Raw genomic sequence first — 19,635 nt, 5'->3', positions numbered from 1 at the left:
TGGTGGAAATGTCGCACCTTCAAAGTTTTCGGATAATTGTCCGAAAACACTGAATCCTGCAAACATAAATAATAATAAAAGTAGTTTTTTCATTATAGTATTGTGAATTAATTAATATCTTTAAGTTAACAAAAATATAAACTTTTACTAAACTTAACCAATATGTCGACGAAAAACATCTTTTTCCCGATAATAAGCTATTTTTTATGTTTATATTTTTGCTATTTTTGTAAAAAATAATTATTTTGAATTCAAAAAACATATATTTTGCTTCCGATCAGCATTTTGGCGCGCCAACTTCAGAAATTAGTTTTCCTAGAGAACAAAAATTTGTGGCTTGGCTAGACGAAGTAAAAAAAGACGCTGATGCCATTTTTTTATTGGGCGATTTGTTTGATTTTTGGTTTGAATACAAAACGGTTGTGCCTAAAGGATTTGTTAGAGTTTTGGGAAAATTAGCCGAAATAAATGACGCTGGAATTCCTATTTATTTTTTCGTTGGAAACCACGATTTATGGATGGGCGATTATTTTGAAAAAGAACTAAATATACCTGTATATTTCGACAATAAAGAATTTACTTTTAATGGCAAAACGTTTTTAATTGGCCATGGTGACGGAAAAGGTCCCGGTGACATGGGTTACAAACGCATGAAAAAAGTATTTACTTACCCATTTTCAAAATGGTTGTTTCGTTGGTTACATCCAGATATTGGCGTAAAATTAGGGCAGTATTTATCGGTTAAAAACAAACTAATTTCTGGCGCAGAAGACGTGAAATTTTTAGGCGAAGAAAAGGAATGGTTGGCGCAATACTGCAGGCGCAAATTAGAAACCAAACAGTACGACTTTTTTGTTTTTGGACACCGCCATTTGCCCATGGAAATTCAATTGAATGAAAATTCAAAATACATCAATTTAGGCGATTGGATTGGCTATTTTACCTACGGTGTTTTTGATGGCAAAAAATTTGAATTGAAAAAATACGAAAAATAAAAATTTTTTTTTCTAAACGTAAACCTACTCTTTTTCTATTTCTAAATCTCTGAATTTTGGTGATGCTGCTGCGGTAGTTCCTACTACTAGTAAAGTCATGATGCCGCCAAAAACTACTGCATTTACAACTCCGAATAATTTAGAAGTTAATCCGCTTTCAAAAGCTCCTAATTCGTTTGAAGAACCCACGAAAATAGAATTTACAGAAGAAACCCGGCCGCGCATGTCATCTGGGGTATAAATTTGCAAAATTGTGGAACGAATTACTACTGAAAAACCATCTGTAACGCCACTTAAAAATAGAGCGACAACTGAAATCCAAAAGTTTTGAGACAATCCAAAAACGATAATGCAAATTCCGAAACCAAAAACGGCTAATAATAATTTTTTCCCTGTATTTTTTTCGATAGAAAATAAGGTAGAAGCCAGCATGGTAAGCAAACCGCCAATGGCTGGTGCGGCGCGTAAAATTCCAAAACCTTCTGAACCGACTTTTAAAATATCTTGCGCAAAAATAGGTAATAAAGCTACTGCGCCTCCAAATAAAACCGCAAACATATCTAACGAAAGTGCATTTAAAATAATTTTATTTTGAAATACAAATCTAATTCCTGCTTTTAAGCTTTCTGTAACGGGTTCGCCAATTTTTTTATTTAAAATAGGTTTTTTACTGATTTGCAACAACATAAAAATTCCTAAAATAACAGAAATTGTTACAAAAATCATGGAATTGAAAACGCCAATTCCACCAATTAAAAATCCAGCTAAAGCCGGTCCAATTACAGCAGAAAATTGCCAAGAAGAACTACTCCAAGTAGCCGCATTAGTAAATTGTGTTTTTGGAACAATTAATCCTAACAAACTAAACACTGACGGAAAGATAAACGCACGAATTATGCCGCCTAAAAAAACCAAGGTATAAATGGCATATAAAAAAGGTTGTTTTCCAATAGTTATAGCCGTTTCAGGACGCATTAAATAACAGAATATTACGCTAATTGTTGCGGTGCCTAGAAAACATTTGAGCAACATATTTCTTTTTTCCGATTGGTCTACAATATGCCCGGCAAACAACGCCATAACTACTGCGGGTATCACTTCCATAAGACCAATTAATCCTAGTGACCACGGGTTTTTAGTAATCCGATAAACTTCCCATTCTATTAGAACAAATTGCATGGACCAAGCCAATACAATGGCTAATCGCATGAGAATAAACCAACGAAATTCTGGGATTTTTAAGGAGGAAAATGGGTCTTTTTTTGTCATTTTATGGGTACACAGATTAAACTGATTATCTTAATTGGAAAACTTTTTACTTTTTCTTACCGCAAAGTTCGCAAAGTTTTTCGCAAAGCACACAATGGAATTATGGATTGTAAAGGGTGAATGACTTTTCACTTTTTACTTTTTACTATTCACTATTCACTTGTCCTTACATCCCGCAATTGCAATTGCAAACTTACAGTTCCGTTCCACTCATTTTCCTCTAAAACATAAACAGCCTCAAAAGGATTTCTGTTTTTTACAAGATTTATTTTGTCTCCAAGTCCAAAGCCAATTGCATTAAAATTTGGCGAATTATTTTGTTTTACAAAGACTTTTAAATGTTCGTCGTCGTTTCCTAGTGTTTTGGCGTAACCCGAATCGATTATATTATTCGATTTAAAAACAGGTGTCATATTTTCTGGCCCGAAGGGTTCAAATTGTTTTAAAACTCTCATAAATTTTTCGTCAAAATCTGAAAAATTCATTTCTAAATCAACTGAAATTTCTGGCGTTAATAAATCCGGATGAATGGTGTTTTTGACTTCGGTTTCAAAAGCTGCTTTGAATTTTTGATAATTTTCTTCTTTCAACGTCATTCCGGCAGCATACATGTGGCCACCAAATTGTTCTAGATATTCGGCACACGCTTCCAAAGCATTGTAAACATCAAAATCTTTTACGGAACGTGCCGAAGCTGCTAATTTGTCCCCGCTTTTTGTAAAAACAATAGTAGGACGATAATAATTTTCCACCAAACGGGACGCCACAATTCCGATAACACCTTTGTGCCAATTTTCTTGATACACGACAGTTGAAAAATGGTCTTTTTCCTTATTTTCTTCAATTTGAAGCAACGCTTCTTTGGTTATTTGTTTATCCAATTCTTTTCTGTCCGAATTGTGTTGCTCAATTTCTGAAGCAAATTGTTTGGCTTGGTCTAAATCATATTCTGTTAAAAGGGCCACTGCTTCGTTACCGTGTTTCACTCTTCCTGCAGCATTGATTCTTGGCGCTACGATAAAAACCACATCGGTTATCGTTAAAACTTTTTTCTTTACATTTTGAACTAATGCTTTAATTCCTGGTCGCGGATTGGAATTAATAACTTCTAAACCAAATTTGGCTAGCACTCGGTTTTCCCCAGTAATTGGAACGATATCAGCCGCAATAGCTGTAGCAACCAAATCTAAATAAGGAAGTAAATCTTCCATGGTTTGGTTTCTGTTTTCGGCTAATGCTTGAATCAACTTAAATCCGACACCACAACCACATAATTCGTCGTACGGATAGAAACAGTCAGCACGTTTTGGGTCTAAAACCGCAATGGCGTCAGGTAAAACATCTCCAGGTCGGTGATGGTCGCATATTATGAAATCAATGTTTTTTTCATTGGCATACGTTACGTGGTCAATCGATTTAATACCGCAATCTAGTGCGATTATTAACGAGATATCATTGTCTTCGGCATAATCGATTCCTAAGTATGAAATTCCATAACCTTCGTTATATCTATCTGGAATATACGTCGCCACATTGGGATAAAAACTTCGTAAATAACTTGAAACTAAGGAAACTGCAGTTGTCCCATCAACGTCATAATCGCCAAAAACTAAAATATTTTCATTGTTGGCAATGGCTTTTTCGATACGAGAAACGGCTTTGTCCATATCTTTCATTAGATACGGATTGTGCAAATCTTGTAACGTGGGACGGAAAAATGTTTTGGCTTGTTCAAAGGTTTCTATTCCTCTTTGAACTAATAAAGTAGCTATAGTTTCATCTACTTGAAGGGCGTTTTGTAAGGCTTGTACTTTTTCTTTTTCTGGCTTTGATTTAATATTCCAACGCATAGTGATTTTGGATTTACGATTTGTGATTTACACTTTTTGGCTTATAATATTGAATAACAAAGATATAAATATTTTTTATAACTGCTAACTAAAAACTGTTAACTAAATACTATTTTTTTCCTCCAACTACCGCGACAATTTCGCCTTTTGGTGTTTTAATTTCAAAGTGTTTTAAAACTTCTTCCACAGTTCCTCGAATGGTTTCTTCGTGCAATTTTGAAATTTCTCTGGAAACAGAAACTGGTCTGTCAGCACCGAAATATTGAATAAATTCGGCTAACGTTTTGTTTAATTTATGTGGAGAAACGTATAAAATCATAGTTCTGGTTTCTTCGGCTAAAGCCAAATAACGTGTTTGTCTGCCTTTTTTATCGGGTAAAAAACCTTCGAAAATAAATTTATCATTCGGCAAACCACTATTTACCAAAGCGGGTACAAAAGCTGTTGCGCCAGGTAAACAGTCTACTTCAATTCCGTTTTCCACACAAGCGCGTGTTAATAAAAAACCCGGATCTGAAATGGCTGGCGTTCCTGCATCGGAAATTAAAGCAATCGTTTCGCCACTTTTTAATCTTGCAATTAAATTTTCAACGGTTTTGTGTTCGTTGTGCATGTGGTGACTATGCATGTGAGTAGCAATCTCAAAATGCTTTAGTAATTTTCCGCTAGTACGTGTGTCTTCGGCTAAAATTAAATCGGCTTCTTTAAGCACACGAATGGCACGGAACGTCATGTCTTCTAAATTGCCAATGGGTGTGGGAACTATATATAATTTGCTCATAAAAGTGCTTAACGGAAAATATTATTATTTGCCACGAATTTTCGAATTAACGAATTTTTCTAATCTTTATTATTACTCGAATTACTATCGACTTTGTCGAAAATTTAAAACACAGATTACACAAATTTTCACAGATTTTTTTTCGTGTTAAGCAGTGAAATCTGTGTTCATTTATTTAAATTTATTTTCTACAATTTCTAAAAATCGTACTTCAAATTCTTCTTTATTTTCCCAATTATTGTAATCTGGTTTTACAAAATCCAACACAAAAGATTTTGCTTCTTCCCAATTGGTGAAGGTGTTTAATTGTGATAAAACGCGCTGTAAGTCGTCAGCGTTTCCGACAAATAAATTTTTCTCAAATGCAATTTTATCGTTTAATCCTAAAACAATAGATTTTCCGTTTACAATTGGCGTTTCTTCTATAATTTCAGACACTATTTCTATTTCAACTTCTTGAGTTGATTCTGTCTCATCTTCAATGCTTATTTCTTCAGCATTTACTTCAGCAATTTCCTCGTCTGTTATAGTTTCAGAAATAATTGGAGTTGGCTCATTTGTAACTTCTTTTTTCTCGAAAAAAGTGTCTTGATAGTCATGAACCAGAATATCTTCCATTGAAATTTGTTTGGTCACTTTTGTACCAATAATTTCAGGATTTGAAGTTGTTTTTTTCTTTTTTATTTGAGTTTGAATTGCTTCTTCAACAGGTTCTTCGTTCTTAATTTCAGAAATAATTTCTTCCTTCTCAATCTCCTCTATTTCTTTTGATGGAAAAAGCTCGTGTGAAATTTCATTTTTCTCAAAAAATTCTTCTTCAATTTGTGCAATGTGCTCTTTAGAAGCCATTTCTGGATAAATTTCTTCTTCTTCAACAACTTCAATAGATCCTACTATAATTTTCTCTACTTTTTCTTCAAAAATTGCCTCAGAAAACTCTTCATTTACCAAAGCCGTATTCGCTTCGTAAAATTTTAATAGCGATAATTGCTCATACAACTTCTTCACTTCTTCAAGTAATTGAATGGTTTCTGTATGATTTTTTAGCTTTAATAAACGGTGCGCTATGCTAATTAATTCGCCTTCAATTTTTTTCTTCATAACTTTTTGTTTGTGTTGAACTTTTATAGCTTTGATTTTTATATTTTTGTTATTATTACAAAGGTAAAAGAAATTATGTGTATAAATTCTTGTAGAAAGTATTTTTACAATTTTTTTTTCAACATAAATGTACACAAGTTTTTTATACCTTTATCTTGAAGTTAATTAATTTAGATTAAAAATGTTTTTAGAAAATACGGTAAATCAGGAAGAACAATTTGGTTGGATAGAGGTTATCTGCGGCTCTATGTTTTCAGGTAAAACAGAAGAATTAATTAGACGCTTAAAGCGCGCACAATTTGCCAAACAAAAGGTTGAGATATTTAAACCCGCAATAGACACCAGATATAATGATGAAATGGTGGTGTCGCACAACAAAAACGAAATTCGTTCTACTCCAGTTCCGGCTGCAGAAAATATTAGAATTTTAGCACAAGGTTGTGATGTTGTAGGTATTGATGAAGCCCAGTTTTTTGATGATGAAATAATTACAATTTGCAATGATTTAGCCAATAGTGGCATTAGAGTAATTGTTGCCGGTTTAGATATGGATTTTAAAGGCAATCCCTTTGGACCAATGCCTGCGCTTATGGCAACTGCAGAATATGTTACGAAGGTGCACGCGGTATGCACGAGAACAGGAAATTTAGCCAATTATAGTTATAGAAAATCAGACGATAAAAAATTAGTAATGTTAGGTGAAACTGAAGAATATGAACCTTTAAGTAGAGCGGCTTATTATAAAGCCATGCGTGAAGAAAAACAAAAGTAAATTCAATTTGGATTTTAGCAATTTGCACTAACTAATTCATAAAAATGGTAGTAAAATCTAATATATTAAACGAAGCCAGTATAGACTTCTCTAATTCAATGATAGAATTTGAGCATATTTCTATTGATAGTCGTAGTTTACAAAACGGAAATTCTACATTATTTTTCTGTTTGAAAGGCCAAAATAATGATGCACATACTTTTATTGAAAGTTTAATTGAAAAAGGTGTACAGCATTTTGTAGTGGAATATATTCCCGAAAATGTAAAAGGAAAAGCACATTTTTGTATAGTAGAAAACACTACAATCGCTTTGCAAAATTTAGCAAAAGCATATAAAAATCAATTTCAAATAGAAACTATCGGAATTACTGGAAGTAATGGAAAAACAATTGTAAAAGAATGGTTAAATTTTCTTTTAAGTCCAGATTATTCTGTTGTTAGAAGTCCTAAAAGCTTTAATTCTCAAGTAGGCGTGCCGCTTTCTGTTTTTGGAATCAATGAAAACCATACTCTTGGCATTTTTGAAGCCGGAATTTCTTTAAAAGGCGAAATGCAACATTTAGCAGCTATTATTCAGCCGAATATTGGAATTTTTACACATTTAGGCAACGCACATCAGGAGGGTTTTACAACAGTTGAGGAAAAAATAATCGAAAAATGTCAGCTATTTTCTAAAGCTGAAGTGCTAATTTTAGAGAAAAATGATTGGATTGAAAAACACATTACCATTCCTACCTATACTTGGAGTTTTGAAGATAATAAAGCAACCGTTTTTATTCAATCGATACTAAAAAATAATCTAAAAACCAACTTAGAGATTCAGTTTGAAAAAGAAGTATTTACTGTTTCGCTTCCTTTTACAGATGCTATTTCTATTGAAAATGCCATAACTTGTATTTGTACATTACTGTATTTAAAAGTTTCTATTTCGAACATTAAAGAAAGAATTTCAAAATTATATAATATTGAAATTCGACTTCAAGCCAAAAAAGGAATTAATAATTGTTTGTTAATTGATGATAGTTTTTCAAGCGATTATCAGTCTTTAAAAATGGCCTTAGACTTTTTAGAGCAACAAAAACTTCATCAGAAAAAAACCATTATTTTATCTGATATTTTTCAAAGTGGTTTAAATATAAAAGAACTGTATGCCAATGTAATCAAATTATTACAACAAAATAATATTACACAAATTATAACCATTGGTGAAACCATAGGAAACTATTTTCAAGATGTACCACATGTTATTTCGTATGGCAACACACAAGCTTTTTTACAACAATTTAATACCGATTCGTTTAAAAACGAAACCATTTTAATTAAAGGCGCCAGAAGTTTTAACTTTGATGAAATTGTTGTTTTATTAGAAGAAAAAAATCATGAAACCGTATTAGAAATTAACCTGGATGCGTTAACTTTAAATTATAATTTTTATAAACAAAAACTACAAAACACCACCAAAATTATGGTGATGGTGAAAGCTTTTGGTTATGGAAATGGCGGATATGAAATAGCCAAACAACTGGAACATTTAAAAGTCGGGTATTTGGGCGTGGCTTTCGCCGATGAAGGAATTGCATTAAGAAAAGCTGGAATTACAACCCCAATTATGGTTTTAAATCCGGAAATTAGTAGTTATAAAGCCATGATAGCCTATCATTTAGAACCAGAAATGTACTCCGTTTCTGGGTTAACTTCCTTTATTGAATTGGCAAAAGAAAAAAACCTCAACGGGTATCCCATTCATTTAAAAATAGATACAGGAATGCATCGCTTAGGGTATGAAAAATCTGAAGTTTCTGAACTAATTACTTTACTAAAGCATAATAATTTTGTTAAAGTTACTAGTGTTTTTTCGCATTTAGCAGCATCAGATAACTTTGATTTTAAATCATTTACCTTACAACAAATTCAACTATTTGAGTCTATCGTTTCAGAACTTTCTAATGCCTTGAATATACAGCCAATTCGACATATTTTAAATACTTCAGGAATTTTTAATTTCCCAGAATATCAGTTTGAAATGGTGCGGTTAGGAATTGGAATTTATGGCGTAGGCAATTCCGAAGAAGAACAAATTTCGTTAGAAAACATAAGTGTTTTAAAAAGTATTATTTCGCAAATTAGAACTGTTAACGAAAATGAAAGCATTGGATATAATAGAAAATTTTTAGTGCAAAAACAAATGAAAATTGCAACGATTCCTATTGGCTACGCAGATGGAATTAGACGCGCTTGGGGAAATGAAAAAGGGTATGTAATGATTCATAACCAAAAAGCAACTATTTTAGGAAATATTTGTATGGATATGCTAATGGTAGATGTAACTTCTATTCCATGTGAGGAAAGAGATGAAGTAATAATTTTTGGTAAAACCCCTCATGTACAAGAAATAGCAAGCGTTTGTGACACCATTCCGTATGAAATTTTAACAAGTATTTCGCAACGTGTGAAAAGAATTTTCTATAAAAATTAAAACTAATTTTTATTTATATATAACTTCGTGTAACCTTATTTAACATATATGAAAATTATTTCTGAATTTAAAGATTTTATTGCGAAAGGCAATGTAATGGATTTAGCCGTTGGAGTAATCATTGGAGGTGCTTTTGGCGGAATTGTAAAATCACTTGTTGACGATGTAATTACGCCTGCTATTCTCAATCCTGCTTTAAAAGCAGCAAACGTAGCCGATTTAGCACTTTTAAAAACCGATGGCGGTATTTTATACGGTAAGTTTTTAGCTGCCATAATTGGGTTTTTAGTGATTTCTTTCGTAATTTTTTTAATGGTAAAATCTCTTAATAAAATTAAAAAAACAGAAGAAGAAGTTTCATTGGCTTCTGGACCTACACAAGAAGAACTTTTAACTCAAATTAGAGATTTATTAAAAAAATAAACTTTATATAAAAAAAGCTGTTTCTCTCGAAACAGCTTTTTTTATTACAAACTAAAAATTAATCGATTATAACAGATGCTTTTCTATCTCGTAACCAATATTTCACTCTTTTTACCAAGTAAAACATTACTGGTACCATAACTAAAGTTAACACAGTAGCATAAGTTAATCCGAAGATAATTGTCCAGGCTAAAGGGCCCCAAAAAATTACGTTATCACCACCCATATATAAGTGTGGATTAAATTCGGTAATTAATGCAAAGAAATCAAAATTTAATCCTATAGCTAAAGGAATTAAACCTAAAATTGCGGTTAATGCAGTTAATAATACAGGTCTTAAACGATTTTTTCCCGATTCTATAATGATGTCTTTTATTTCTTCTAATGATAAATCATCATGACTTTTTAAGTTATTATCGGCTACTTTTTTGTCTAGTAACAAGACAAAGAAATCCATTAATACAATACCATTTTTCACTACAATTCCGGCTAATGAAATAATTCCCATCATAGTCATTAAGATAACGAAATCCATATTTGCAATTACATATCCGTAGAAAACACCACTAAAACTTAATAAAACGGTAAACAAAATTACCAGTGTTTTAGAGACTGAATTAAACTGTAAGACAATAATAATAGTAATTCCGGCTAATGCTAAGAATAGCGCATACAATAAGAAACTTTGATTTTTCCCTTGTTCCTCTTGTACGCCAGAAAACGAATAACTCACCGTTTTTGGAAATCTATATGATTTTAGTTCGGATTCAATTTGCTTCGTAATTTCATCCCCATTATAGCCCGATAAAACATTAGAATACACCGTCATGATACGTTTCTGGTTTTTTCTTTTGATCTGATTATATGTGTTAGTTTTATTGGTTTCCGAAACTGCCGAAATAGGCACTTGCATCATTTGTCCATTATTCTGATTTCGAAATGTAATGGATTGATTGAACAATATATTTTCATTCTTACGTTGGTCGTCTTGCATTCGCATCGTAATATTGTAATCGTCATCACCTTCTTTATACGTAGAAATTTCCTGTCCATATACCGAACGACGCAAATTAAACCCTAATTGCCCAGTTGAAACGCCCATACTTCCTGCGCTAACACGGTTAACTTTTACTTCTAATTCTGGACTTTCTTTATTTACATCCACGCTTAAACGCTCGATTCCTTGAATGTTTTTCGAATTAATAAAAGCAATCATTTTATCAGCTTCTACCAGCATTTCTTGATAATCGGTACCGGTTAATTGCACACTAATTGGATAACCCGCAGGAGGTCCGTTCGCATCTTTTTCAACCGTAACGGTAGCGCCTGCAACACCTTTTACTTTCGCACGAATTTCATCTAAAACTTCTGTTGTATTTACGCCTTGTCTAAATTTATATTCCGAGAAATTTACCGTTACTTTACCTTTATAAGGTGTTTCTGAAGCGGAACCAGCATCTACATTCGGATTTCCAGCACCTACTCCCACTTGCGAAACAATACTTTCGGCTAAGTAGTTTTTATTTGTCTTTGTATCTATATATTTGTTCAAGATTTCAATTACTTGTTTTTCAACAAACAAAGTCGCCTTATTAGTTTTTGCAATATCTGTTCCTTGCGGATATTCGATATACGTAATTACTTGATTTGGAATATTATCTGGGAAAAACAATACTTTTCTTGGGAAAATTCCTAATAAAATAAAAGAGAAAAATAACATTCCAATAATCGTTGCTAATGCATACCAAGCTCTTTTTCCTGTTAGTATTTTCGCTAAGAAATTTTTATAATTATTTTCCATTTTTGGAAAAAAGCCGTGTTGGAAATCTTGCGTCCATTGGTACAATTTGATTTTATACAACCACATTAATCCTAAGGAAATAATAGCTAAATGCCCAATTGCTTTAGCAAAAGTTGCGTCGGATAAATTTCCTAAAAATACAAATACAATTCCAACCACACTGAAAATAATCGTATATAACTTGGCTGATTTGTTGGTTACATTTCGGTCTTCTGTATCCATTGAACCACCTGTCATAGCTGCATTTACCACCATCGCTACAAATAACGAAGCGGTTAAAGTTACCGTTAAGGTAATTGGGAAATATTTCATGAATTTACCCATAGTGCCTGGCCATAAAGCGAAAGGTAAAAACGCCATTAAAGTTGTAGCTGTTGAGGATATTACAGGCCAAGCGATTTCGCCAATACCGATTTTAGAAGCCGACACTTTATCCATACCTTTTTTCATGTTGGCAAATACGTTGTCTACAACTACAATTCCGTCATCCACAAGCATTCCTAATCCCATTACCAATCCGAAAAGCACCATCGTATTTAAGGTCAATCCGAAAGCAGACAAAATAGTAAACGCCATCAACATTGAAAGCGGAATGGCTGCTCCTACAAACAGCGAATTTCTTAATCCCATCGTAAACATTAAGACAATCATTACCAAAACAATTCCGAAGATAATATGGTTGGATAATTCATCTACTTGGTGTTCTACTCGAGAAGATTGATCATTGGAAAGTTCAATAGTTAAGTTAGAAGGCAAATACGATTCTTTTGCCTTTTCTAATTTTTCTTTTACTTGTTCAATCGCAGAAATCATGTTTTGATTGGAACGTTTTTTTACGTTTAACATCACTACTTCTTGACCTTTTTCACGAGCATAAGTTGTTTTTTCTTTTTCTTTAAAGTTTACAACCGCAATGTCTTTTAAATAAACCGTTCCGCCGTAAGATTTTACAATAACGTTTTCTAATTCTTTAGGATCTTTAATTTCACCTACAATTCGGATGTTATTTCGAGAACCTTGCGAAATTAAATTTCCTCCAGAAAGTGTCATATTTTCGTATTTCACAGCATTCTGAATTTCGTCAAAAGAAACTTGTGCAGCGGTCATTTTAAAGATGTCAACAGCAATTTCTACTTCTTTATCATCTACACCTAAGATATCAACCTTTTTTACTTCTTTAATTTCTTCAATATCGTCTTGAAGTAATTCTCCGTATTTTTTTAGTTGTTGTGTGGTGTAATTCCCTTTTAAATTGATATTTAAAATAGGCACTTCTTCCGAAATATTTAGTTCGAAAACACTTGGTTCTACTTTACTTCCATTATCTAAATTTGGCCAATCGGTATCTGCTTTTATAACATCTACTTTGTCTTTAATTTTAGTTTTCGCCTCTTCAATGGTAACTTTATCAGCAAATTCTACAATTATCATTCCATAATCTTGAAAAGAGCTGGACGTTATTTTTTCTACACCTGTGATGTTTTTAACTTCCTTTTCAAGAGGTTTAATAATTAATTTTTCCACATCCTCTGCTGAATTTCCTGGAAAAACAGAAGAAATGTATATTTTATTTTCAATAATTTCTGGGAAATCTTCACGTGGCATCGTTACATAGGCAATAACGCCCGTAATAACAATTAGCAACGTTAAAATATACACAGTAACTCTGTTGTCTACTGCCCAACTCGATATTCCGAATTCTTTGTTTTTATGTGACATATTTGTTTTTGTTTTTTTGTTTAAAGTTTATTGTTGTAATTGTGATCCTGAACAACAAACCATAAACATTATACTCTTTATACCCTTAAAAATTAAGCTTCATTCCATCTGCGATGTTATTGGCGCCTTCTGTAACAACAACATCATTTGCAGTTAAGCCGCTCAAAATTTCGGTTACATTATCAGATGATTTACCCACTTTTACAACTACTTTCTTAGCTACTCCCTTTTTACCATTTACATTAGTGGCTATAAATACAAATTTGTTGTGTTGGCCATCTTCTTGTACCACATTTGTAGGAACAACAATAGCGTTTTTTATTGCATAATCAATAATTTTAAGTTGCGCCACTTGGTTTGGACGCAGTAAATTATCTGGATTAGGTACACTAACTTCAATACCAAAACTTCTATTACTTGGGTTAATAAAATTAGCTACCTGACGCACTTTACCTTTATAGGTTTTTCCTAAAGACGTTAAAAAAACATCCACAGCTGTTCCAACTTTTAATTTACCAATGTAGGTTTCAGGAACAGTTGTGGAAACATACATGTTTGATAAATTTACAATACGCATTAATCCTTGTGGGTTTGGAGCAACTACTTGACCTCTTTCTACAAAAACGTCATCAATAGTTCCTGAAAATGGAGCACGAATTACTGTCTTTGCCACTTGAGCTCTCATTTGTGCAACCGCTTTTTGAGCCGATATCATTTGTGCTTGCGCTTGTAAATACTGAATTTCTGAACCAATTTTTTTGTCCCAAAGGTTTTTTTGTCTTTCAAAAGTGGTTTTCGCCAAAGCATATTGGTTTTCAATACTGGCCAATTGCTGACTCATCCCTGCATCGTCAACTTTCCCAAGAATTTGCCCTTTTGAAACACGTTGACCAGCTTTTACATTTAATATGGTTAACGTTCCGCTGAATTCAGGTTGTACTAAAATATTATCTTTAGTATTTACATTCCCTTGAATCTCTAAATAGTGATTAAAAACAGTATCTTTAAGCGTTATTACCGAAACTAATGCTTCTGTTTCTGGTGCTTTATTGCCATTAAGTAGCGCCGCATCAATTTTTTCTAATTCTGATTGAATGGTTGCTTTTCTGTTTTTTAATTCCGTAATGTTTTTATCTTTAATTAAATCTTCGGTAGATTTTTCTCCACATGCGAACAGTAGAAAACTGAAGGCAATAAGTACTAATTTTTTCATATCTAATTTCATTTATTTTTAGTTAACTAATTTTTCTAAAGTTGCTTTTTTATTGATGATTGCTATCATTGCTTGTAGTGCTTCTTGTTGTGCGGTATATAATTGTTTTTGCGCTTCAGCAAAATCAAAACTTGAAGACAAACCTTCTTTAAATTTTATTTGTTGTTTGTTTTCAATTCGTTCTGCTAATTTTAAATTAGCTTGGGCGTTATTATATTGGTTGATGCTATATTCGTAATCGCTTTTGGCTTTTTGATATTGTAATTTTAATTTTTGTTCTGTTTCTGTAAGTTGCGTTCTTGATTTTTCTAATTCAATATTTGCTTGTTGTACTTTAGAATTTCTGCCGCCACTACTAAAAATTGGCACATTTAATCCCAAGCCAACATTTGAAAAATTGCTCCATTTTTGAGACCCATTCATAAGAGAAAATGCGTTGGAAAAGGCATTGTATCCAAAATTTACTTGTGCACCTAACGATGGCAAAGCTTTACTTTTTTCTAATTTAACTAAAAGTTGTTTGCTTTCTTCTACATTTTTGCCAATTTTATAATCAATGTTTTCGTTTACAATAAACTCGGAAACTAATAATTGTAAATCGATATTATTTTGAGTTAAATTACTTAATTTTTCAGTTAATACAATTGCATCATCAACATTAATTCCTAGTAATAATTTTACCATGTTTAAGGCAATAACCCTTTGTTTGGTTACATTTTCCAAAGCATTATTTACAGAATTTAAGGTAATTTGAAGTTGCTCAATAGTTTCTTCTTCTATCAATCCGTTTTTATAAATTTCTTTGGTGTCGGATAGAATTTTCTCTAAAACAGTCTTGTTTTTATTGATAATTAAAATACTTTCATCTGCTAAGAGCACATTCCCATAAGAATTAATTACAATTTCTTTAATTTCTTGATTCGTTTTTTCTTTGGCATTTTCAGAAATTTTTAAATATGTTTTTGCAGATTGCAAACCTACTAAATACGAACCATCAAAAATAAGTTGACTTAATGTTAGATTTCCTATAGCTACGTGTTTCGTACCAAAAGCCAACAACGTAATGTCATTTGGATTTGCCATAGGATTAAAAGCATTAGCAGCTGCGCCTTGCTTGGTAAATTCAAATGTGTTTTGATAATTTATAGAACCATTAATTTGTGGTAATCCCATTGTAGTGGTTTCCCATTTTTTTTGCTTCGCAAGTTCTAAATCTCTGTTTGCGTTTATGACGCTGTAATTGTTCTTTTGGGCTTGGTCAATTGCTTGCTTTAGCGTGAAACTGGCAGTTTCAGATTGCGAAAAAACTTGAATGACACTCATAAGAAACAGGAATACTGTTATTTTAATCTTCATGGGTTTAAATTTAATTATTTATATTCTGTAATTGTTTTTCTAATTCTATTATTCCAGCTGGCGTTGCCATTGCACGAATATGGTATTCTAATGCTTTGTATTCTAATTTACTAGCTTCTTTCTCTAAGACCGTATTTTCGCTAATGCTGAATATTAATGTGTAATAAAACTTCACATAATTTTCAACATCTATAGTTTCTAGATATAATCCTTCGGAAATTCCTTTAAAAATGTTATCCCGAAAACAGCCTTGACATATTTCAATTTGATAGCCAACTACTTTTTGATATACTTCTGGATAATGTTTTTTCAATTGATAAACAGGAGATGTTTCGCTATATTTGAACATTTCTTTAAACATTCTTCTTATTTGAAAATTTTCTTCGATAGCATTAAATTTTTTCGTAACGATTGAATCAATGATTTCTATAACTTCTTTGTGAACCAATTGTGTGCTTTCTTCAATCAGTAATTCTTTGTTAGAAAAATATTTGTAAATTGTTTTTTTAGAAATGCCCATTTCGCAAGCGATATCATCCATAGTAATGCTTTTGAAACCAAATTTCAAAAACATATCTTTTGCTTTAACTACAATATTTTCTTTAATCATAAGAATATTAAAATTGTTTTATCAAGCTATAAAATTCTATACTTTTTCTTAAAGGATATAATGGCAATTCTTTAATTTTTAGTTTTACTTCTTCTTCAGTTATATTTTTAAAAATTAAAATTGCCCCATTTTTAGTTGGTCGTAAAAATAAATTTTCTAAAATCTCTTCTTCTTTCCATTTAGCAATTATTTCTTTTTCATTAATTAAAATTTCAGAAAAATTATCTGGTAAATTATCTAAATCAATGGTTAAAATTACTTGTACCTGGTTCATTTTTAATATTTAATATTATTAATTATTTTTTTTGTATAATTTTTCGATACAAATATAAAAAGGAAACTTATAAAACTAAAATAGTTTCCATAATCTTCACATAAATTTAACATTTAATTTATGAAGCTAATTATTAATTATTAGTTTAAATTTACAAAAAATTTCAAGTATGCTTTCATTGTCAGAATATCAAAATGTTATTTCGGAAGAATTTTTCAATATTCATATTCACAAACAACCGAAAAATTTATATGAACCAATAGATTATATTTTATCTCTTGGCGGTAAAAGAATTCGTCCTGTATTAACATTAATGGCAACTGATATTTTTGATGGCGACTACAAAAAAGCAGTTGCTGCAGCTAAAGCCGTAGAGGTTTTTCATAATTTTTCATTAGTGCATGATGATATTATGGACGATGCGCCTTTGAGACGAGGACATGAAACTGTTCATGAAAAATGGAACATCAATACTGGTATTTTATCTGGTGATGCCATGTTAATTTTAGCTTATCAGTATTTTGAAAATTACGACCCCGTGATATTTCAAAAACTAGCAAAATTATTTAGCAAAACAGCTTTAGAAGTTTGCGAAGGCCAACAATACGATGTTGATTTTGAAACCCGCGACGATGTTACTATTGCTGAATATTTAAAAATGATTGAATTTAAAACGGCAGTGTTATTAGGAGCAGCTATGAAAATGGGCGCTATTGTAGCAGAAACTTCAGAAGAAAACGCTAATTTAATTTATACTTTTGGATTAAATTTAGGCATAGCATTTCAACTACAAGACGATTATTTAGATGCTTTTGGAAATCCAGAAACTTTTGGCAAACAAGTAGGTGGTGACATTATCGAAAACAAAAAAACCTATTTATACTTAAAAGCGATAGCGTTTTCAAATGAAGAAGACAAACAGCAATTATCGCATTTATTTTCTATACAACCCAATGATAATTCCGATAAAATTGATTCGGTAAAAACTATTTTTACTACTTCTGGCGCAAGTAAAGCGACACAAGACGCTATTGCTAACTATACGCAAGTAGCATTTGAAACGCTAGAAAAAATGAAAATTTCCGAAGCCAAAAAAGTGGTTTTAAGATTGTTTGGCGAAAAATTAATGAACAGAAAGGTATAAAATTCCAATATAAAAATCTCAAATTCCAAATTTGGTTTGAGAAATTTTGGAATTTGGAATTTAAAAAATTGGAATTTTATGTATTTACCGCCAACATCCATCGATTCATTAATTGAAGAAGCCGAAGCACAAGATTTATATTTAAAATTAATTGAGCAATCCAATAAAGATTTTGCTTTGGCAAATGAAAACATTAATATCCCGTTGGATATTTCTCCATTTGAATTAAAGCTGTTAATTCAGGAGAAAATCATAAAATTAATCAATTATAAATTCGCAGAATATTTAAATTTACTCTATATTATTGATGTTTCCGAAGATCAGATTAAAAAATTGGATGGTTCAGATGTTTTTAAATTATCCGAAGATGTTACTTTTTTAATTTTAAAACGGGAATGGCAAAAAGTGTGGTTTAGAAATAAATATTAATTTACTCCAACTCTTTCTTTAAAATTACTTTATTCCACAATTCTTTTCCTTCTTTGTCAAATAATATTAATTTCATTTGTCGGGTGTCTTTTTCACCAGAAAACGAAAGTGTTCCAAAAACGTGTTGCGCAAATAAACTGCCTTCCACCCTGTTTTTATTTTCTTCTTTAGCAATTTTTTCAATATTTCCGTAACCAGAAGTTAGTGGAGAAACCGTCCAATCATATAAAGCATAGGCATCCGCTCTTTTCAACATCGATAATTCTGTAAAATGTCTGTCCCCAGAAATAAATGTTACGCCTTTAATTTTATTTACCGCAATTTCGTTTAACAACGTCTCTTTCTCTGTTTTATAATTTTCGTAATTTTCAAAAACAGCTGCCGAACTTACTACTTGTCCACCAATTACTATAACTTTAAAACTGGCTTTTGAAGATACCAAGGCATCAATTAGCCATTGTATTTGAGAAGCACCTAACAGCACTTTTTCACCTGTTAATCTGTCATTTGGCGATCTAAAAAAACGATTGTCTAATAAAAAAACTTCTGCATCTCCCCAATTAAAGCAGGAATAAATACCTTCGCTTTGATTTGGATTCATCCCGTACGATTTATTTGCCCAAAAATCTTTAAACGCTTGTTGCGTTGCATATTTATTATAAAAACCTCTGTCGCCATCGTTTGGTCCAAAATCATGATCGTCCCAAATGGCAAAATTTTGAGTTTTAGCTAAAAGCGCTTGCATATCTTTTATCTTTCTTGAATAGGTGTAACGATGTTGAATTCCGGTTTTACTATCCCAATCTGCTTCACGCAAATAAATGTTATCCCCGCCCCAAATCATGATGTCTGGATTTTTTTTAGCAATACTTTCAAAAATGGAATAATTGGAACCATAAGGTTTTCCTGGTCTGTCTAAAGCTTCTTCACTTATGTATGCACAACTCCCTAAAGCAATAGTAAAATCAGGTGCTTTTTCGCGAAATTGCCATAATTTTTTTGATGAAAAAGATGTTTCGTGAGTCAAAATTATTTTTTTGTTGTCTAAATAAACCTCATAATTGTATTTTTTTCCTGGCTGAAGTTTGTCTAAAACTACATGACAAGTAAACGCATTATCTTTTGAAGTAATATAATTTTCACTTTTAAAAACTTCTGTTAAATTTTCTAAGGCATAATAGGAAATATAAACCGAAGCTGGCTTTTCCGTTTGAAGCCAAATCATCGCTTCTTTCATTTCACAATAACCTACCATAGGTCCAGATTGTAAATTAGTTTGTGAAAATAAGGTGATTGAAAACAATAAAAAGGAAAGTATAAATCGCATAATTTTTTTTGTAAAATTAAGCATTTCTAATAGATTTAATGTTAAGATAAAATTACTTTTAAAACATTACTCTAACAAAAGGAAGCCAATCTTG

16 protein-coding genes are annotated in these 19,635 nt (G+C 31.8%); 6 read left to right on the top strand and 10 right to left on the bottom strand.

Translation table 11 applies throughout. The features are described 5' to 3' along the window. Positions 1 to 239 precede the first annotated feature (239 nt). Positions 240 to 995, top strand: coding sequence for a UDP-2,3-diacylglucosamine diphosphatase (locus ACIQ2I_RS03140; protein ID WP_396180974.1), 756 nt, complete (start codon positions 240 to 242; stop codon positions 993 to 995). 24 nt (positions 996 to 1,019) lie between these two features. Here the strand turns inward: ACIQ2I_RS03140 and ACIQ2I_RS03135 are convergent, their stop codons facing one another. The 4 genes from ACIQ2I_RS03135 to ACIQ2I_RS03120 all read right to left on the bottom strand — a co-directional run bounded on the left by ACIQ2I_RS03135 (position 1,020) and on the right by ACIQ2I_RS03120 (position 5,996). Beyond that, the gene (locus tag ACIQ2I_RS03135) at positions 1,020 to 2,264 is read right to left on the bottom strand and encodes an MFS transporter (RefSeq protein WP_396180972.1); all 1,245 of its coding nucleotides are present in this window, start codon (positions 2,262 to 2,264) and stop codon (positions 1,020 to 1,022) included. 152 nt (positions 2,265 to 2,416) lie between these two features. Beyond that, complete coding sequence (gene recJ / locus ACIQ2I_RS03130) at positions 2,417 to 4,114, bottom strand: single-stranded-DNA-specific exonuclease RecJ (RefSeq protein ID WP_396180971.1); 1,698 nt, start codon at positions 4,112 to 4,114, stop codon at positions 2,417 to 2,419. A 109-nt stretch (positions 4,115 to 4,223) separates the two neighbouring features. Beyond that, a complete protein-coding gene (gene rsmI, locus ACIQ2I_RS03125; protein WP_396180970.1) occupies positions 4,224 to 4,895 on the bottom strand; it encodes a 16S rRNA (cytidine(1402)-2'-O)-methyltransferase in 672 nt (223 codons plus the stop codon). Between the two features lie 171 nt (positions 4,896 to 5,066). Further along, positions 5,067 to 5,996, bottom strand: coding sequence for a hypothetical protein (locus tag ACIQ2I_RS03120; protein ID WP_396180969.1), 930 nt, complete (start codon positions 5,994 to 5,996; stop codon positions 5,067 to 5,069). 181 nt (positions 5,997 to 6,177) lie between these two features. Here ACIQ2I_RS03120 and ACIQ2I_RS03115 point away from each other — a divergent pair, with 181 nt between their 5' ends. Genes ACIQ2I_RS03115 through mscL form a run of 3 tightly spaced genes read left to right on the top strand, consistent with a single transcriptional unit; the run spans position 6,178 to position 9,668 of the window. Beyond that, a complete protein-coding gene (locus tag ACIQ2I_RS03115; RefSeq protein WP_396180968.1) occupies positions 6,178 to 6,768 on the top strand; it encodes a thymidine kinase in 591 nt (196 codons plus the stop codon). A gap of 44 nt (positions 6,769 to 6,812) precedes the next feature. Next, positions 6,813 to 9,245 carry a bifunctional UDP-N-acetylmuramoyl-tripeptide:D-alanyl-D-alanine ligase/alanine racemase gene (locus tag ACIQ2I_RS03110; RefSeq protein ID WP_396180967.1) on the top strand — a complete coding sequence of 811 codons (2,433 nt, stop codon included), beginning with the start codon at positions 6,813 to 6,815 and terminating at the stop codon, positions 9,243 to 9,245. Positions 9,246 to 9,293: 48 nt separating this feature from the next. Continuing rightward, entirely contained in the window at positions 9,294 to 9,668 is a 375-nt protein-coding gene (gene mscL, locus ACIQ2I_RS03105) for a large conductance mechanosensitive channel protein MscL (RefSeq protein WP_396180966.1), read from the top strand. Between the two features lie 58 nt (positions 9,669 to 9,726). Here the strand turns inward: mscL and ACIQ2I_RS03100 are convergent, their stop codons facing one another. The 5 genes from ACIQ2I_RS03100 to ACIQ2I_RS03080 form a co-directional block, all read right to left on the bottom strand. Beyond that, positions 9,727 to 13,188 (bottom strand): efflux RND transporter permease subunit, encoded by a 3,462-nt coding sequence (locus tag ACIQ2I_RS03100; protein WP_396180965.1) that lies wholly within the window; start codon positions 13,186 to 13,188, stop codon positions 9,727 to 9,729. Between the two features lie 85 nt (positions 13,189 to 13,273). Continuing rightward, positions 13,274 to 14,401: an efflux RND transporter periplasmic adaptor subunit gene (locus ACIQ2I_RS03095; protein ID WP_396180964.1), complete on the bottom strand. Its 1,128-nt coding sequence runs from the start codon at positions 14,399 to 14,401 to the stop codon at positions 13,274 to 13,276. A gap of 18 nt (positions 14,402 to 14,419) precedes the next feature. Beyond that, positions 14,420 to 15,757, bottom strand: a complete 1,338-nt coding sequence (locus ACIQ2I_RS03090; protein ID WP_396180963.1) for a TolC family protein — start codon at positions 15,755 to 15,757, stop codon at positions 14,420 to 14,422. Positions 15,758 to 15,767: 10 nt separating this feature from the next. Then, a complete protein-coding gene (locus ACIQ2I_RS03085; RefSeq protein WP_396180973.1) occupies positions 15,768 to 16,364 on the bottom strand; it encodes a TetR/AcrR family transcriptional regulator in 597 nt (198 codons plus the stop codon). A 10-nt stretch (positions 16,365 to 16,374) separates the two neighbouring features. After that, entirely contained in the window at positions 16,375 to 16,641 is a 267-nt protein-coding gene (locus tag ACIQ2I_RS03080; protein WP_396180962.1) for a hypothetical protein, read from the bottom strand. A 169-nt stretch (positions 16,642 to 16,810) separates the two neighbouring features. Here ACIQ2I_RS03080 and ACIQ2I_RS03075 point away from each other — a divergent pair, with 169 nt between their 5' ends. Together ACIQ2I_RS03075 and ACIQ2I_RS03070 are read left to right on the top strand one after the other, a co-directional pair. Beyond that, complete coding sequence (locus ACIQ2I_RS03075) at positions 16,811 to 17,785, top strand: polyprenyl synthetase family protein (protein ID WP_396180961.1); 975 nt, start codon at positions 16,811 to 16,813, stop codon at positions 17,783 to 17,785. A gap of 78 nt (positions 17,786 to 17,863) precedes the next feature. Continuing rightward, complete coding sequence (locus ACIQ2I_RS03070; RefSeq protein WP_396180960.1) at positions 17,864 to 18,214, top strand: hypothetical protein; 351 nt, start codon at positions 17,864 to 17,866, stop codon at positions 18,212 to 18,214. A gap of 1 nt (position 18,215) precedes the next feature. Here the strand turns inward: ACIQ2I_RS03070 and ACIQ2I_RS03065 are convergent, their stop codons facing one another. Continuing rightward, positions 18,216 to 19,541 carry an alkaline phosphatase D family protein gene (locus tag ACIQ2I_RS03065; protein ID WP_396180959.1) on the bottom strand — a complete coding sequence of 442 codons (1,326 nt, stop codon included), beginning with the start codon at positions 19,539 to 19,541 and terminating at the stop codon, positions 18,216 to 18,218. Between the last annotated feature and the right edge of the window lie 94 nt (positions 19,542 to 19,635).

This window comes from Flavobacterium sp., assembly GCF_044368995.1.
Lineage (GTDB): Bacteria > Bacteroidota > Bacteroidia > Flavobacteriales > Flavobacteriaceae > Flavobacterium.
The sequence above is the reverse complement of the archived record's forward strand: the minus strand, read 5'-3'. Positions and strand labels throughout refer to the sequence as shown.

Coding starts and splice junctions, on each gene's coding strand:
- ACIQ2I_RS03135 (WP_396180972.1), bottom strand. CDS start 2,264: ATGACAAAAAAAGACCCATTTTCCTCCTTAAAAATCCCAGAATTTCGT.
- recJ (WP_396180971.1), bottom strand. CDS start 4,114: ATGCGTTGGAATATTAAATCAAAGCCAGAAAAAGAAAAAGTACAAGCC.
- rsmI (WP_396180970.1), bottom strand. CDS start 4,895: ATGAGCAAATTATATATAGTTCCCACACCCATTGGCAATTTAGAAGAC.
- ACIQ2I_RS03120 (WP_396180969.1), bottom strand. CDS start 5,996: ATGAAGAAAAAAATTGAAGGCGAATTAATTAGCATAGCGCACCGTTTA.
- ACIQ2I_RS03115 (WP_396180968.1), top strand. CDS start 6,178: ATGTTTTTAGAAAATACGGTAAATCAGGAAGAACAATTTGGTTGGATA.
- ACIQ2I_RS03110 (WP_396180967.1), top strand. CDS start 6,813: ATGGTAGTAAAATCTAATATATTAAACGAAGCCAGTATAGACTTCTCT.
- mscL (WP_396180966.1), top strand. CDS start 9,294: ATGAAAATTATTTCTGAATTTAAAGATTTTATTGCGAAAGGCAATGTA.
- ACIQ2I_RS03100 (WP_396180965.1), bottom strand. CDS start 13,188: ATGTCACATAAAAACAAAGAATTCGGAATATCGAGTTGGGCAGTAGAC.
- ACIQ2I_RS03095 (WP_396180964.1), bottom strand. CDS start 14,401: ATGAAAAAATTAGTACTTATTGCCTTCAGTTTTCTACTGTTCGCATGT.
- ACIQ2I_RS03090 (WP_396180963.1), bottom strand. CDS start 15,757: ATGAAGATTAAAATAACAGTATTCCTGTTTCTTATGAGTGTCATTCAA.
- ACIQ2I_RS03080 (WP_396180962.1), bottom strand. CDS start 16,641: ATGAACCAGGTACAAGTAATTTTAACCATTGATTTAGATAATTTACCA.
- ACIQ2I_RS03075 (WP_396180961.1), top strand. CDS start 16,811: ATGCTTTCATTGTCAGAATATCAAAATGTTATTTCGGAAGAATTTTTC.
- ACIQ2I_RS03070 (WP_396180960.1), top strand. CDS start 17,864: ATGTATTTACCGCCAACATCCATCGATTCATTAATTGAAGAAGCCGAA.
- ACIQ2I_RS03065 (WP_396180959.1), bottom strand. CDS start 19,541: ATGCGATTTATACTTTCCTTTTTATTGTTTTCAATCACCTTATTTTCA.